Below are 15897 nucleotides of genomic sequence, written 5' to 3' on the forward strand. Positions count from 1 at the left end.
CCGTGTGCCAGCCGCCGCGTGTGCGCGCGCCATGCAGCGGCTGGCGCGCGCTGCGCATCGCACGCATGCCTGGCCGCGAAAAGTGGACAATCGCGCGCCAGTGATTTCTCATGTACGTGGAAGTCGAAGTCTGCAGCGTTGGCGCTGGGCGTCGCACGGTAATTTTTGTGACCGCCACCACGTTCTGTTCCGCGCTGCCGCGTACAGGGGATTGCATGCACCAACGCTACGAAGGACCGCCCGACGCTCCGTCCGGCGAGGCCTACGCCAGGCAGTTGCGTAGCGGCTTCGCCGCATTGCGCTTCGATCCGCCGCTGGAGCTGGCGTATCGCCGCTATACCGCATCGACGATGGGTTTCGCGCAGCGCGTGGCCGCCTCGCTGGGCGTGCTGATCGCGTTGTTGCTGCTGGCCTGGGACGCGTTGCATTTCGGCTGGACCGGCAGCACCGGGCTGGTCGGCTACGCGGTGGCGGTGCGCGCGGCCACCTTGCTGGCGCTGCTGTGGGTGGCGGTGGCGATCCATCGCGCGCAGGCGCACGGGCCGGGCCGGGCGGCGCTGCTGTTGCTGGTCGGCGGCACCGGGCTGGTGCTGTCGAGCATCGGCTATCCGCCGCAGGAACTGCGCTATGCCGCCGCGGTGATGACCCTGGTGATTTTCGCCGGCTTCTTCCCGCTGGGCATGGCGCTGTGGCAGAGCGTGGCGGTGGCGCTGACGCTGTGCGCGATCAGCGCCGCGGCCGCGCACCTGCTGCTGGACGGCAGCGCGCAGGCGGACTACCTGCGGCTGCAATGGCTGCTGTGGACGGCGGTGCCGATCGGCGCGGCCGGCGGCTACCTGCGCGAGCATTCGCGCCGCGAAGGCTTCCTGCAGCGCCGGGTCCGCGACGACGAGGCCTTGCGCGATGCGCTCACCGGCCTGGGCGACCGCCGCCGCTTCGACGAACACCTGGCGGTGGCGCTGGCCGAGACGCGGCGCCTGCAGCGCGGGCTGGCGTTGATCCTGGTCGAACTGGATGGGTACGCCGCCTTCGTGCAGCGCTACGGCCCGCGCGAGGCCGACCGCGCGGTGGTGGACGTGGCCGAGGTGCTGCAATGCCTGCTGCGGCCGATGGACGTGACCATGCGCATCGACGACGGCCGCTTCGCGCTGGTGCTGTACGACGCCAGCGGCGCGCACCTGCGCCAGGTGGCGCCGGCGCTGCGCGACATGGTCGAACTGTTGGCGATCGCGCATGCCGACATGGCCAACGAACAGCTCGGTGTCAGCGTCGGCGCGCTGCTTGCCGCGCCTGACGACACCGCTGCCACGCTGATGCAACGCGCCGAAGCGCTGCTGCAGCGCGCGCGCATCGGCGGCGGCAACCAGGTGGTGCTGGCCGAGGATACGGGCTGGTAGCCCGGGCCGGCACGGCATGTGATGCTAGGGCGCGTGCATAGCCCTTCACCGAGGTGATCGATGGGTCTGGTCAAGCCGTTGCGGGTTCTCGGGCTGTGGCTGGTGATCCCTGCGGGGGCGATCGTGCAGCTGCAGACGGTGGCCATGATGCTGCACAACTACAAGGCCGTCGGCGCGATGCGCGATCAACTGCAACGCAGCGGGCTCGCCCAGGTCACCTCCTTGCGCGGGATACCGCAATCCTGCCGGGATGAAGGATTTCTCGACGGCATCAGCTACACCTATGTCGTGGATGTAGCGAAGATTCCCGATGCCTATTGGGCCAGCAAGGATGCATGGCAACGACATTGGCACCATGCTCCATTCGGCGACTCGCAGAGTGAAAGCTTCGATCGTCTTGTCGAGTACAACAAGCGAGAGTGGGGATGTCCGGAACTTCCTGCGCTGAAATCGCCGCGTTTCGTGGTCACCGTCCTGTACAGCGAAGCGGGCTATCTTGGTCCCAGAACCGTGTCCTCCAAGGGAGAGGGCTTCATGGCCTACGATACCCGGACGTCCAGGCTCTACTGGGTCTACTCCGGTAACTGACGTGCCGCGCGCTGCGGCTGGTTGCGCCGCCTCAGAACGTCCCTCGCTGCACGAACGGCACCTGCTGGTAGAGGCGGCGTTCGCCGCCGCGCGGGTCGTGCGCCAGGCGGCTGTCGGCGTCGAACAGCATGGTCTCGCGCCGGGCCAGCGAATACGGTTCCCAGCGCGGCAGTCCGGCATGGTTGGGATCGCCGTGGCGGGCGAAGGCGAGCAGCGCCTGGCTCATCGCATCGGCCATGCGCTGCGCGTCGGCGCCGTCGCCGGTGCGCGAACCGGGCTGGCGAATGTTGTCGAACACCAGCGGGATGTCGAGGGTGTGGAACGCGCCGAACTTGCCGCCGTCCAGCGGCGAGCCCCAATCGAGTTGATAGGCCCAGGTCGGCGCGCCCTGCCGCGCGCGCGCCTCGGCTTCCTCGATCGCGCCGCGCCACGAGCGCCCGGCGGTGGTCGCGGCGAAGAACACCTCGCTCGGCGTGTAGTGCGGATACAGCCGCCGGTACTCGGCGATCACCACCTGCGGCAGCAGGTCCACGAATTGCTCCTGCTCCAGTCTGGCCGGCAGCGTGTCCCAGCTCAGCGCGAAGTTGGCCGGGTCGTTGCCGAGGAAGGCGCGGGTCTCGTCGTGGGTGTTGCCGATCACCATCGGGATCTGCGCCGACTGCGCCGGCGCGTCCGGCCAGAACGGATGCCGGTGCAGCACCTGCGCGTCCAGCACCGGCCCTAGGTACAGCCCGGTGTTCTCCACCCGCGACGGATCGCGGGTGCGCGTGGCCTCGAGCAGGCGCTGCAGCGGCAGGGTGCGCAGCGCTGCCAGTTGCGTGGCATCGAGCTGCAAGGCCTGCAGCAGCAATTGCGCGCGCTGGGTGGCCGCGCGCGGGCCGGCGGCGGTGACCTGCTGGCCGCTCATGGTCCAGGCGCGGTGGAACAGGCCTTGCGCGGCCGGCATCGCCATCAGCGTGGCGATCTTGGCGCCGCCGCCGGACTGGCCGAACACGGTGACGTTGCCGGCATCGCCGCCGAACTCGGCCGCATGCGCGCGCACCCAGTGCAGCGCCTGCACCAGGTCGAGCTGGCCGACGTTGCCGGACGCGGCGAACGTGGCGCCGCCGAGCTGCGCCAGGTACAGGTAGCCGAAGGCGTTGAGGCGGTGGTTGACGCTGACCACCACCGCGTCGCCGCGCCGGCACAGGCGCACGCCGTCGTACAGCGGGTCGCTGCCGGAGCCGTTGTTGTAGGCGCCGCCGTGGATGTAGAACAGGATCGGCCGCTTCGCGCCGTCGCGCAGGGCGGGCGTCCACACATTGAGGAACAGGCAGTCCTCGCTGACCGGGTCGAGCTTGAGTTGCGGCGCGGAGGCGGCGTAGCCGCTGCAATCGCGCACGCCGCGCCAGGGTTGCTCCGGCAGCGCCGGCTGGAAGCGGCGCGGCGCGGTGTCGGCGCCGTAGGGAATGCCCTTGAACACCTGCACGCCCTGGTCGCGATAGCCGCGGATGCGCCCGCTGCGGGTGCGCGCCAGCGGCGCGTCCGGATCGGCGGGCGCGGGCGCGGTGCCGGCGCTGCCGCCAGGCAAGGCGCCGCTCAACGCCAGCGCACCGAGCGCGCTGCCGTGCAGGAAGCGGCGCCGGCCGTGGTCGTCGGGTGCCGCGGATGCAGCGGCGGCAGGGCCGGCAGGCGGGAGGGTGGCGGGCGTGGTCATGCGTAACGGGATCCGTGGGCAAGCGCCGCCGGCCACGGGCGAAGGCCCGGGCCGGTAGCGGAAAGGGTCGGCTGGGTGCAGCGCGGCAAGCCCGTAGCGAGCGCCGCGCGGGGCGCCCGGATGTGGGCGGTGTTCGGGCGCCAGGTCATGGCGGTGTGCTGCACGGCATCGCGGCGGTGCCTGCTACTGCTTCGGCGCGTTGGGCGGAATCGGCGCCAGCGCGTCCGCACCGCCCTGCACGCTGCGCATCCACGCCAGCGCCAGCGTCGGCCACGCCGCCAGCGGCAGGCCGGCGATGCCGCGGGTGCCGAAGCCATGGCCGCCGTGCGCGAACAGGTGCAGTTCCGCCGGCACCCCGGCCTGGCGCAGCGCCTGGTAGAACAGCAGGCTGTTCTCCTCCGGCACCACCCGGTCGTCCTGCGCGTGCACCAGGAAGGTCGGCGGCATCGCCGGGATCACGCGGTTCTGCAGCGAGTAGGCGGCCATCGTGGCGGCATCGGGGTGGCGGCCGAGCAGCCGCAGGCGCGAACCGGTATGCGCCGCGGTGCCGCTGCCCATGTCGATGACCGGGTACAGCAGCAGCAGGAAGTCCGGCCGTGCGCTGAGCCGGTCGATCGCATCGCGTGGCGGGTAGACGCGTTCGTCGTAGCGGGTGCCGAGGCTGGCGGCGACATGGCCGCCGGCGGAGAAGCCGATCGTGCCGACCCGGTGCGGGTCCACGCCGTAGTCGGCGGCGCGCGCGCGGATCAGGCGCAGCGCGCGCTGCGCATCGGCGAGCGGCAGATCGCGCTGCGCCGCCGCGTCAGCGCCCGCCGCTTCCGCATCGGGCAGCCGATAGCGCAGCACGAACAGGGTGATGCCGGCCTGTTCGGCGAAGATCGGCAGCAAGGCGGTGCCTTCCTTGTCCAGCACGATGCGCGCGTAGCCACCGCCGGGCGCGACCAGCAGCGCGCTGCCGTTCGGCGTCTTCGGCCGGTACACCACCAGATAGGGCTGGTAGCGGCCGCTGAGGGCGCGGTCGGGCAACGCCGGATCGTCGCTGCGCTCGACGATGCGCGCCTGCTCGGGGCCGGGCGCGGAACCCGGCGCCGGCCCCGGCCACAGCGGGATGCGCGCCGCCTGCTCGGCGGCGGTTTCGCCGCTCGGGTGCTCGGCGGCGAGCGCGGGGCCGCCGAGCGCCAGCGCCAGCAAAGCGCCCAGCGCACCGAGCCGGCGACGGCGCCAGGCCAGCGCCAGTGCGCCGGCCGCATGCCCCAGGATCGGGCGCGAGGCCCGGCGCTGCCGGCCGTCGTCGTCGATGCAGTCGTCGGCCGCATCCGCATGCGCCACGCCGGCGCGTCCCGTTGTCGTCGTGTTCCGCATCCGTCGCCCTCCCAGGTCAAGGATGTGCAGCTAATCCGCTCGCGCGGCGCCGCGCAAGCGACGGGTCCTGCAGAAGGGATCAGGTCGCAGCGCTGCAGCGAATCCCCACTCCCTAATGCCCAATCCCGGCTTTTTGCCGCACCGCACATTGCCAATGACACCGGTTTACCATATACAACTGCGCAACGCGCTGTCGATGAGCGGCGCAGCAATTTTCCGATCCCCCACCTTCTTGCGGAGATGCCCTTGAGCACTCATTCCGGTCCTTCGGACACGCCACCGCCCGCGCTGGCCGACATCGCGGCCCGCTTCGTGCAGGCCCGCCAGCAGGGCCGTTCGCTGCCCGATTTCCCCGGCACCATCCCCGACGACCTGGAAACCGCCTACCGCGTGCAGGACCTGGCGATCGCGCAGTGGCCGGACCGGGTGATCGGCTGGAAGGTCGGCTACATCGCCGCCGAGCGCCGCGACCATTCCGGCGACGAGCGCCTGCTCGGCCCGATCTTCGCCCGCAACCTCTGGAATGCCACCGGTGGAACAACGGACATCCCGGTGTTCGCCGGCGGCTTCGGCGCGGTCGAGGCCGAGTACGTGATGCGGCTGGACGCGGACGTGCCGGCCGACCAGCTGCACTGGACCGCCGAGCAGGCCGCGCAGGTGCCGTCCACGCTGTTCATCGGCGTGGAAGTGGCCAGCAGTCCGCTGGCCACGATCAACCAGCTGGGTCCGCGCGTGGTGATCTCCGACTTCGGCAACAACAACGGCCTGATCCTGGGGCCGCAGGTCGCCGACTGGACCACGCTGGACGAATCCGCGCTGCTGGCGGAAACCTTGATCGAGGGCCAACGCGTCGGCAGCGGCGGTGCCACCCTGTTGCCGGGGGGGCTGCGCACCGCGTTCGCGTTCGCGCTGGCGCGCTCGGCGCGGCGCGGCCGGCCGCTCAGGCGCGGCGACCTGATCGCCACCGGCAATGCCACCGGCATCCACGACATCGCCATCGGCCAGCACGCGACGATCCGTTTCGACGGCTATGGCGAACTTCATTGCAGGGCGGTCGCGGCCTGAGCCGCGGCACGCCGACGACGCGCGGGAGGGCGCAGCATGATCACTCGTAGAGGTTTCCTGGGAGCAGGCCTGGCCGCGGCCGCGGCGGCGCCGCTGGGCACGCTGGCGCAGGCCGGCGGCGGCGGCCGGCTGCTCACCGCCACCGACGTGCACGTGGCCGACTATCCCACCGTGGAGGCGGTGCGCTGGTTCGGGCAGACCCTGGAGCGGCAGACCGGCGGGCGGCTGAAGCTGCGCCAGTACCACTCCGGCCAGCTCGGCCGCGAAGCCGAGGCGATCGACATGGCCCGCTTCGGCGCCATCGACATCACCCGGGTCTATTCCGGCGCGCTCAACAACACCTTCCCGCTGACCCAGGCGCTGTGCCTGCCGTACGTGTTCGATTCGGTGCCGCACCTGCGCCGCGCGATCGACGGCCATGTCGGCGACAGCATCCTGGCCAGTTTCGAGCAGCGCGACCTGGTCGGCCTGGCCATCTACGATTCCGGCGCGCGCTGCTTCTACAACACCAAGCATCCGCTGCAGCGGCCCGAAGACCTGCACGGCCTGAAATTGCGCGTGGCCTCGTCGGACATCTTCCTCAAGCTGATGCGCATGCTCGGCGCCAATCCGACGCCGATGTCGCTGGGCGAGACCTTCTCGGCGATGGAGACGCACATGATCGACGGCGCCGAGAACAACATGCGCAGCTTCCAGTCCAGCCGCCATTTCGAGGCGGCGCGCTACTGGTCGCAGAGCGAGCATTCCTACGCGCCGGACGTGCTGGTGATGTCGCGCAACAGCTTCCAGGCGCTGTCGCCCGGCGACCGCGCGCTGGTGGTGGAGACCGCGCGGCAATCGGTGGCGGTGATGCGCCGACTGTGGGACGCGTCCGAGACGCAGGCGCGCCAGGAAGTGATCGATTACGGCGTGGAGGTCAACGAGGTCGACATGCCCGCCTTCCGCAAGGCCGCCGCACCGCTGCTGGCCGAATACCGGCGGCAGCCGGAGATCGAAGCCCTGTACCGCCGCATCCGCGATTTCGCCTGAGGCCATGCCGATGACCGACCCCGCCATTGCCGTCCCGGTGGCGCCGCTGCAGCGGCTGCTGGACCGGATTTCCAACCTCGCCATCGGCGTCGCCGCCGCCGCCCTGCTCGGGCTGGTGGTGGTGCAGGGCTGGCAGGTGTTCACCCGCTACGTGCTCAACGATTCGCCGAGCTGGACCGAGCCGGTGACGCTGCTGCTGCTGAGCACCGCGATGAGCATGGCCGCCGCCGCCGGCGTGCATACCCGGCGCCACTTCGGCTTCTTCCTGCTGGCCGAGAAGATGCACGCCCACGTGCGCCGCGCGATCGACCTGATCCGCCCGCTGATGATCGTCGCCATCGGCCTGGTCATCGCCTGGTGGGGCGGCGTGCTGCTGCTGGACGGGCTGGACATCAAGATGGCCGGCGCCGCGCTGCCGCAGAGCATCAACTACCTGCCGTTGTCGATCGGCGGCGCGCTGATGAGCGTGTTCGCGCTGTACCAGGCGTGGCAGGTGCTGCGCCCGGCCACCGCTGAAGGAGTGAACTGATCCATGGCCATTGCAATCCTGCTCGGGCTGTTCGTGCTGCTGCTGCTGATCGGCGTGCCGGTGGCCTATGCGCTGGGCGCCGCGGCGCTGGCGACCATCTTCTACCTGGACCTGCCGGCGATCGTGCTGGTGCAGCAGATCTCCGCCGGTAGCGGCTCGGCGTCGCTGATCGCCATTCCGTTGTTCATCTTCGCCGGCGAACTGATGCTGCGCGGCGGCATCTCCGAACGCCTGATCGCGCTGGCGTCCTCGCTGGTGGGGCGCATGCGCGGCGGCCTGGGCCAGGTCAGCGTGCTGTCCTCGCTGTTCTTCGGCGGCGTGTCCGGCTCGGCCATCGCCGACGTGTCGGCGGTCGGCGGCACGATGATCCCGCAGATGATCAAGCGCGGCTACGACCGCGACTACGCGGTCAACGTGAGCATGACCGCGGCGCTGGTGGCGCTGCTGGTGCCGCCCTCGCACAACCTGATCCTGTTCTCGGCCGCGGCCGGCGGCGGCCTGTCGATCGCCGACCTGTTCGCGGCCGGCATCTTCCCGGCGCTGCTGATGACCGTGGCGATGATGATCACCGGCTATGCGGTGGCGCGCCATCGCGGCTACGGCACCGAGCCGTTCCCGGGCTGGCGCGCGGTGGCGCTGCGCCTGATCGGCGCGCTGCCCGGGCTGGGCCTGGTCGCGTTGATCTTCGTCGGCATCCGCGCCGGCATCTTCACCGCGGTGGAGAGCGCCGCGATCGCGGTGGTGTACGCGCTGATCGTCACCGCGGTGCTGTACCGGCAGCTGCGCTGGGCCGAGTTCTTCGCCGCGGTCACGCACGCATCGCGCACCACCGGCGTGATCCTGTTCGTGATCGCCACCGCGGCGGTGTTCGGCTGGCTGCTGGCCTACCTGCAGGTGCCGGCGGCGGCGGTGAAGTTCCTGCAGTCGATCGCCGACAGCAAGAACACCGTGCTGCTGATGATCGTGGTGATGCTGCTGCTGCTGGGCATGTTCATGGACCTGGCGCCGAAGATCCTGATCTGCACGCCGATCTTCCTGCCGGTGGTGAAGGCCTACGGCATCGACCCGATCCATTTCGGCCTGGTGATGGTGCTGGCCGGCGGTATCGGCCTGATCACCCCGCCGATCGGCTCGGTGCTGTTCATCGGCACCTCGATCGGCCAGATCACCATCGCCCAGAGCATGCGCACGATCTGGCCGTTCTGGCTGGCGGCGCTGTGCGTGCTGCTGATCGTGGCGTTCTTCCCGGAGCTGTCGCTGTGGCTGCCGCGCGCACTGCGCGCCTGATGCGCCGCGCCGCATGCCGCCGCTGCGGCACGAACAAGGAGTGCACCGCATGACCTCGCATACCGTCTCCTCCCGTCTGCGCTGGCTGCTGCTGGCCGGCCTGCTCGCCGCCAGCACGCTGGCCGCGGCGGCCGACTGGAAGCGCGGCATCGAGCACCAGCGCATCGCCGACCAGGGCGACGGCCGCTTCCTCAATCCGGTACTGGCCGGCGACCACCCCGATCCCTCGGTGCTCAAGGACGGCGACGACTACTACCTCACCCTGTCCTCGTTCGATGCCTACCCCGGCCTGCCGATCTGGCACTCGCGCGACTTGGTCAACTGGCAGCCGCTGGGCCACGCCATCCGCGAGAACGTCGGCGCGATCTGGGCGCCGGACCTGGTCAAGCACGGCACGCGCTACTACATCTATTTCCCGGCGCGGCGCGGCGAGCAGGGCCAGCGCAGCAACTTCGTGGTCTGGGCGGATAACATCAAAGGCCCATGGAGCGCGCCGATCGACATCGGCCTGGGCAAGTACATCGACCCCGGCCACGCGGTGGGCGAGGACGGCAAGCGCTACCTGTTCCTGAGCGGCGGCGACTACGTGCAGCTGTCCGACGACGGGCTGCAGGTGATCGGCACGCCCAAACACGTCTACGACGGCTGGACATACCCGGAAAGCTGGGACGTGGAGGCCTATGCGCAGGAAGGGCCGAAGATCACCCGCCACAACGGCTGGTACTACATGACCACGGCAGTGGGCGGCACCGCCGGCCCGCCCACCGGGCACATGGTGATCACCGCGCGCTCGCGCTCGATCCACGGGCCGTGGCGCAACGCGCCGAACAATCCGATCACCCGCACCCGAAGCGCGGCCGAACCCTGGTGGTCGCGCGGCCATGCCACCCTGGTGGAAGGCACCGACGGGCGCTGGTGGATGCTCTACCACGGCTACGAGAACGGCTACTGGACGCTGGGCCGGCAGGCGCTGCTGGATCCGATCGAATGGACCGCCGACGGCTGGTTCGTGGCCAAGGGCGGCGACCTCGGCACGCCGTTGAAGAAACCCAGCGGGCAGGCGCTGCCGCACGGCCTGGCGCTGTCGGACGATTTCCGCGGCGGCCGGCTCGGCCCGCAGTGGGCGTTCTTCAACCCGGGCCGCGACGAAGATCGGCGCCTGTCCTTCGGCGACGGCACGCTCAGCGTGCAGGGCAAGGGCCGCGCGCCGCGCGACAGTTCGCCGCTGACCGTGATCGCCACCGACCGGGCCTACGAGTTCGAGGTGGAGATGGAGATCGAACCCGGCGCGCAGGGCGGCGCGTTGCTGTTCTACAGCGAGCGCCTGTACGCCGGGGTGGGCAGCAACGGCGACGCCTTGGTCATGCACCGCTATGGCGAGGAGCGCCCGGCGCAGCTGGCGCCCAGCGCCACCGGCGGCCGGCTGTGGCTGCGGGTGCGCAACGACCGCCACATCGTCACCATCCACAGCAGCCGCGACGGCAGCACCTGGACCAAGTACCCGGTGCAGATGGAAGTGTCCGGCTACCACCACAACGTCGCCGGCAAGTTCCTGGCGCTGAAGCCGGCGCTGTACGCCGCCGGAAATGGAAAGGTGCATTTCCGCCAATTCCGCTACCGCGCGCTGGAGTGAACATGACTACCGGTAGAATCCGACCTCTTCCGTCCGGTTTTCCGTCCATGGCGCCGAGCAAACCCACTTCCGCCGATGTCTCCGCCTCCGTCCACGGCAAGGCGGCGACGATCAACGACATCGCGCGCCTGTCCGGGGTGTCGAAGAAGACCGTCTCGCGGATCATCAACAACTCGCCGCTGGTGCGCAAAGACACCCGCGAGAAGGTCGAGGCGCTGATGCGCGAGGTCGGCTACGCGCCGGACCCGCTGGCGCGCGGGCTGGCGTTCCGGCGTTCGTTCCTGATCGGCATGGTCTACGACAACCCGACCGCGCAGTACATCGTGGACATGCAGTACGGCGCGCTGGACGCGCTGCGCGGCTCCAGCTTCGAACTGGTGGTGCACCCCTGCGACAGCCGCAGCCCCGGCTACATCGAGGGCGTGCGCCGGTTCGTGCAGCAGCAGAAGCTGCACGGGGTGATCCTGGTGCCGCGCGCCTCCGAAGACCAGGCGCTGGCGGACATGCTCGCCGGCATCGGCGTGCGCTACACCCGCATCGCCTCGCTGCCGCTGGACGACACCTCGCAGATGGTGGTCACCCACGACCGCGACGGCGCCGCCGAGGCCGCCGACTACCTGCTGTCGCTGGGCCACCGCGAGATCGCGTTGATCACCGGTCCCAGCGCCTACCGCTCCGCGCACGAGCGCACCGCCGGCTTCATCGACGCGCTGACCCGGCGCGGCATCGAACTGCCGCCGGAGCGCATCGTCGAGGCCGGCTACACCTTCGAATCCGGCGTGGCCGCGGCCGAGAAACTGCTGCTCGGCAAGCAGCGCCCGAGCGCGATCTTCACCGGCAACGACGAGATGGCGGCCGGCGTGTACAAGGTCGCGCTGCGCGCCGGCATCAACATCCCGCGCCAGCTGTCGATCATCGGCTACGACGACAGCCCGCTGGCCTCGCGCCTGTGGCCGTCGCTGACCTCGGTGCGCCGCCACACCCGCGACACCGGCCGCACCGCCGCGGCGATGCTGATCCAGCCCGAAGGCACCCCGGCACTGGCGATCGCCAGCGTCCGCCCGCACCTGATCGTGCGCGACTCCTGCCAGCCGCCGGAAGACTGAGCGCGGCAACTGTCCGCTGCGCGGGCAGTTGCCCCCAAGGTTCTGCTTTGCAGAACCTTGGGCCCCGGCGCCGAGCCTGCCGAATCCCCGCGCCTTCGGCGCGCCCCCTTTACCAAAGGGGGCTTTGCTCCAGACGGGATGCGGCAACCGTCCAAGAAGATCCGCCTGCCCGATACATCGCCGTGTCCTGCAGTGCCAGCGGCGCGCGGCGCCGATTGCGCTTCCAAACTCTCCGCCGCTGGCCCCGAATCCCCAATCCCGAATCCCAGCCTTTCGTGCACTGCGCAATGACACCGGTTTACCAGAGTCGCTAGAATGCCCTCATGCGGGCTGCCGCGTGTCCCTGCTTGCCCCGGAGATCCCCATGTCCCTGTACTGCAAGACCCACTACGCCACCCATCCCGATGCCATCAAGGGCGCCAGCAACGACCAGCTGCGCGACCTCTACCTGCTCGACGGCCTGTTCGCCGACGACGCGGTCACGCTGAAGTACACCCACTACGAGCGCTTCGTGCTCGGCGGCGCCGCGCCGGTGAGCAAGCCGGTGGCGCTGCCGCAGCAGACCGAGCCGGCCTCCGCCGCCGGCCACCCGTTCCTGGAGCGCCGCGAGCTGGGCGTGATCAACGTCGGCGCCGGCAGCGGCACGGTGACCGTGGACGGCACCGCCTACACGCTGGGGCCGAAGGACGGGCTGTACGTGGCCATGGGCAGCAGCGACGTCAGCTTCGCTTCCGACGATGCGGCCAACCCGGCGCGGTTCTACCTGGCCTCGACCCCGGCGCATGCGCGCTTCCAGACCAAGCAGCTGTCGATCAAGGACGCGGTGGCGCTGGAGCGCGGCGCGCTGGAAACCAGCAACGAGCGCACCATCTACCAGTACATCGTGCCGGCCACCTGCCAGTCCTCGCAGCTGCTGCTGGGGCTGACCGTGCTCAAGCCGGGCAGCGTCTGGAACACCATGCCGCCGCACCTGCACGACCGCCGCAGCGAGGTGTACTTCTACTTCGACCTCGGCGCCAACGACCGCGTCTACCACTTCATGGGCGAACCCGAGGCGCAGCGCCACATCGTGATCCGCAACGACGAGGCGGTGGTGTCGCCGCCGTGGTCGATCCACATGGGCGCCGGCACCAGCAACTACGCCTTCATCTGGGCGATGGGCGGCGAGAACCTGGACTACACCGACATGCACGTGCTGGACATCTGCCAGCTCAAGTAAGCCGCCGCGCGCGCCATGCGCGCCGCCCCCCACCGTATCCGCAGCATCCTAGGGAGCACCCGCAATGACGAACCCGTTCAGTCTCGAAGGCAAGGTCGCACTGGTCACCGGCGCCAATACCGGCCTGGGCCAGGGCATCGCCCTGGCGCTGGCGCAGGCCGGCGCCGACATCGCCGCCGCCGGCATCCAGGCGCCGACCGAGACCGAAGAAAAGGTCAAGGCGCTGGGCCGCCGCTTCGTCGCCATCGAGGCCAACCTGATCAGCATCGAGCCGGTGCAGCGCGTGCTCGACGAGACCCTGGCCGGGCTCGGCCGCCTCGACATCCTGGTCAACAACGCCGGGCTGATCCGCCGCGCCGATGCGGTGGACTTCAGCGAGCAGGACTGGGACGACGTGATGAACGTCAACATCAAGTCCGCGTTCTTCATGTCGCAGGCCGCCGGCCGCCACTTCATCGCGCAGGGCAGCGGCAAGATCATCAACATCGCCTCGATGCTGTCGTTCCAGGGCGGCATCCGCGTGCCCTCCTACACCGCCAGCAAGTCCGGCATCGCCGGCATCACCCGCCTGCTGGCCAACGAGTGGGGCGCCAAGGGCCTGAACATCAACGCCATCGCGCCCGGCTACATGGCCACCGACAACACTGCGCAGCTGCGTGCCGACGCGGCGCGCAACCAGTCGATCCTGGAACGCATCCCGGCCGGGCGCTGGGGCGTGCCGGAAGACCTGGGCGGCACCGCGGTGTTCCTGGCCAGCAGCGCCTCGGACTACGTCAACGGCACCATCATCCCGGTCGACGGCGGCTGGCTGGCGCGCTGACACCGCACGTGTTGGCTGCAGAAGCGGCACTTTTCCCATCGGGACCATGGCCCCCTTTGCGGGGGAAGGTGCCCGCAGGGCGGATGAGGGTCGGCCCGCACGCACACCAACCAGATGCAAATGAAGGTCGGCACCACACGCACCGCATCGATCACACCCAACACCCTTTCCCCCGCAATCGGAGACACCCATGAAAATCGCACTGATGAATGAGTTCAGCCAGGCCGGCAAGAACCCGGCGATCCTGCAGCAGCTCAACGACGTGGCCGGCGAGCAGGGCCACAGCGTGTTCAACGTCGGCATGGACGGCGACAACGACCATCGCCTGACCTACATCCACCTGGGCATCGTCGCCAGCCTGCTGCTGAATTCCAAGGCGGTGGATTTCGTCGTCGCCGGCTGCGGCACCGGCCAGGGCGCGATGATGTCGCTCAACGCCTACCCGGGCGTGTTCTGCGGCTACTGCATCGAGCCGACCGACGCCTACCTGTTCGCCCAGGTCAACAACGGCAACGCGCTGGCGCTGGCCTTCGCCAAGGGCTACGGCTGGGGCGCGGAGATCAACGTGCGCTACATCTTCGAGAAGGCCTTCAGCGGCGAGCGCGGCATGGGCTATCCGGCCGAGCGCCGCGAATCGCAGCAGGCCAATGCCGGCATCCTGGCGCAGGTCAAGCAGGCAACCGCCAAGTCCTACCTGGACGGCCTGCGCGCGCTGGATCCGGAGCTGGTCAAGCAGGCGGTCGGCGGCGAGCGCTTCCAGCAGTGCTTCTTCGACAACGCGCAGGATGCGCAGATCCGCGCCTTCGTCGCCGGCGTGCTGGGCAAGCCCGAAGCCGCGGCGGCCTGACCGCATCGAGCCCCTTTCCCGCGGGAGAGGGGTTGGGGTGAGGGCCTAACGGTTCGACCAACCCGCACCGCGCTTTCCTGTCGCCTCGCCCCGCCCGCCGTGACAGCGGTGGCGGCGCAAGCGCGGACACCGCACCGGAGCCCAGCATGCGCCTGCTCTTGTCCGTATTGCTGTCGCTCGGCGCAGGAATCGCCTGCGCCGAGCCGCAACGCGTGTTCATCGCCGGCGACTCCACCGCCGCCGACTACGGCCCCGAGCGCGCGCCGCAGGCTGGTTGGGGCCAGGCGCTGCAGAGCTACCTGGATCCGGCCGCCTGGCAGGTGCGCAACCACGCCAAGGGCGGGCGCAGCGCGCGCAGCTTCATCGCCGAAGGCCGCCTCGACGCGATCGCCAGGGACCTGCGCCGCGGCGACGTGCTGCTGATCCAGTTCGGCCACAACGACGCCAAGGTCGAAGACCCCAGCCGCTACGACGATCCGCAGCAGGCCTACCCGCAATTCCTGTCGCGCTACGTGGCGCTGGCCCGCGACAAGGGCGCCACGCCGATCCTGCTCACCCCGGCCGCGCGCCTGCTCTACGACTTCGGCTCGCTGCTCGACACGCATGGGCTCTACACCCAGGCGGTGCAGCGCCTGGCCGCCGAGCAGCAGGTGCCGCTGATCGATCTCAACGCCAGCAGCAGCGCCTGGATCCGCGCGCTGGGCGAACAGGCGGCCAGGCCGTACTTCCTGTTCGTGCCGGAACAGGGCAAGGCCGACGGTACCCATTTCAGCCACGCCGGCGCGGCCGCGGTGGCCTGCCTGGTGGTGCGCGACTGGGCGGCGCTGCAGCCGGCGCTGCAGACGCAGCTGCGCCGCGACATCGACTGCGGCATGCCGGCGGGCGCCGCCGTGCCGGCGCCGCATGCCCCGGCGACGCAAGCGACACCGTCGACGGCGCTGGTGATGCAGGAGCGCGACCTCGCCCGAACGCAACCCGGCCCGCACGGCGGCCCCGGCCAGACCACCGCCTATCCGTTCTTCGCCGATGCGCAGGGATTGGCATTCGTGCTGCGCAAGCGCGTGCTGCACAAGGGCGCCGGCATCGGCCTGCACCTGCACGACAAGGACGAGATCTACTACATCGTCAGCGGGCACGGCCTGTACGCGCTGGACGGCACGCAATACGCGGTCGGCCCCGGCCATGCGCTGCTGATTCGGCCGGGCAGCACGCACGCGCTGCAGCAGGTGGGCGAGGACGACCTGGTGGTGATGGTGGCGTATCCGGCCGCGCCGCAGCCCTGAATCGCGCGCGCCGCGGCGGTTTCGTCGCGCCATTGG

General features: G+C 70.2%; 14 protein-coding genes. 12 read left to right on the top strand and 2 right to left on the bottom strand.

Annotated elements, in window-relative coordinates:
- Positions 1 to 215 precede the first annotated feature (215 nt).
- Together AB3X10_RS00405 and AB3X10_RS00410 are read left to right on the top strand one after the other, a co-directional pair.
- Positions 216 to 1397, top strand: a complete 1182-nt coding sequence (locus tag AB3X10_RS00405; RefSeq protein ID WP_369978093.1) for a GGDEF domain-containing protein — start codon at positions 216 to 218, stop codon at positions 1395 to 1397.
- Between the two features lie 60 nt (positions 1398 to 1457).
- On the top strand, positions 1458 to 1985 hold the full coding sequence (locus tag AB3X10_RS00410) for a hypothetical protein (protein ID WP_369978095.1): 528 nt from the start codon (positions 1458 to 1460) through the stop codon (positions 1983 to 1985).
- Positions 1986 to 2016: 31 nt separating this feature from the next.
- Here the strand turns inward: AB3X10_RS00410 and AB3X10_RS00415 are convergent, their stop codons facing one another.
- Positions 2017 to 3681: a carboxylesterase/lipase family protein gene (locus tag AB3X10_RS00415; protein WP_369978097.1), complete on the bottom strand. Its 1665-nt coding sequence runs from the start codon at positions 3679 to 3681 to the stop codon at positions 2017 to 2019.
- Positions 3682 to 3864: 183 nt separating this feature from the next.
- A complete protein-coding gene (locus tag AB3X10_RS00420; RefSeq protein ID WP_369978099.1) occupies positions 3865 to 5043 on the bottom strand; it encodes an alpha/beta hydrolase in 1179 nt (392 codons plus the stop codon).
- Between the two features lie 240 nt (positions 5044 to 5283).
- Between AB3X10_RS00420 and AB3X10_RS00425 the strand changes: the two genes are divergently transcribed.
- The 10 genes from AB3X10_RS00425 to AB3X10_RS00470 all read left to right on the top strand — a co-directional run bounded on the left by AB3X10_RS00425 (position 5284) and on the right by AB3X10_RS00470 (position 15861).
- Positions 5284 to 6108 carry a 2-keto-4-pentenoate hydratase gene (locus tag AB3X10_RS00425; RefSeq protein ID WP_369978101.1) on the top strand — a complete coding sequence of 275 codons (825 nt, stop codon included), beginning with the start codon at positions 5284 to 5286 and terminating at the stop codon, positions 6106 to 6108.
- Positions 6109 to 6144: 36 nt separating this feature from the next.
- Positions 6145 to 7137, top strand: coding sequence for a TRAP transporter substrate-binding protein (locus tag AB3X10_RS00430; protein WP_369978103.1), 993 nt, complete (start codon positions 6145 to 6147; stop codon positions 7135 to 7137).
- Between the two features lie 10 nt (positions 7138 to 7147).
- Positions 7148 to 7666 carry a TRAP transporter small permease gene (locus AB3X10_RS00435; RefSeq protein ID WP_369978104.1) on the top strand — a complete coding sequence of 173 codons (519 nt, stop codon included), beginning with the start codon at positions 7148 to 7150 and terminating at the stop codon, positions 7664 to 7666.
- A gap of 3 nt (positions 7667 to 7669) precedes the next feature.
- Complete coding sequence (locus AB3X10_RS00440; protein ID WP_369978105.1) at positions 7670 to 8953, top strand: TRAP transporter large permease; 1284 nt, start codon at positions 7670 to 7672, stop codon at positions 8951 to 8953.
- Between the two features lie 49 nt (positions 8954 to 9002).
- Positions 9003 to 10586: a family 43 glycosylhydrolase gene (locus AB3X10_RS00445; RefSeq protein WP_369978106.1), complete on the top strand. Its 1584-nt coding sequence runs from the start codon at positions 9003 to 9005 to the stop codon at positions 10584 to 10586.
- A gap of 47 nt (positions 10587 to 10633) precedes the next feature.
- The gene (locus AB3X10_RS00450) at positions 10634 to 11692 is read left to right on the top strand and encodes a LacI family DNA-binding transcriptional regulator (RefSeq protein ID WP_369978108.1); all 1059 of its coding nucleotides are present in this window, start codon (positions 10634 to 10636) and stop codon (positions 11690 to 11692) included.
- Between the two features lie 364 nt (positions 11693 to 12056).
- Complete coding sequence (kduI, locus tag AB3X10_RS00455) at positions 12057 to 12911, top strand: 5-dehydro-4-deoxy-D-glucuronate isomerase (protein ID WP_369978111.1); 855 nt, start codon at positions 12057 to 12059, stop codon at positions 12909 to 12911.
- Between the two features lie 64 nt (positions 12912 to 12975).
- A complete protein-coding gene (gene kduD, locus AB3X10_RS00460; RefSeq protein ID WP_309919824.1) occupies positions 12976 to 13731 on the top strand; it encodes a 2-dehydro-3-deoxy-D-gluconate 5-dehydrogenase KduD in 756 nt (251 codons plus the stop codon).
- A 190-nt stretch (positions 13732 to 13921) separates the two neighbouring features.
- Positions 13922 to 14578, top strand: a complete 657-nt coding sequence (locus AB3X10_RS00465; RefSeq protein WP_369978114.1) for an RpiB/LacA/LacB family sugar-phosphate isomerase — start codon at positions 13922 to 13924, stop codon at positions 14576 to 14578.
- 146 nt (positions 14579 to 14724) lie between these two features.
- A complete protein-coding gene (locus AB3X10_RS00470; protein WP_369978116.1) occupies positions 14725 to 15861 on the top strand; it encodes a GDSL-type esterase/lipase family protein in 1137 nt (378 codons plus the stop codon).
- The last annotated feature ends 36 nt before the right edge of the window (positions 15862 to 15897 follow it).

This window comes from Xanthomonas sp. DAR 80977, assembly GCF_041240605.1.
Taxonomy (GTDB): Bacteria; Pseudomonadota; Gammaproteobacteria; order Xanthomonadales; family Xanthomonadaceae; genus Xanthomonas_A; species Xanthomonas_A bundabergensis.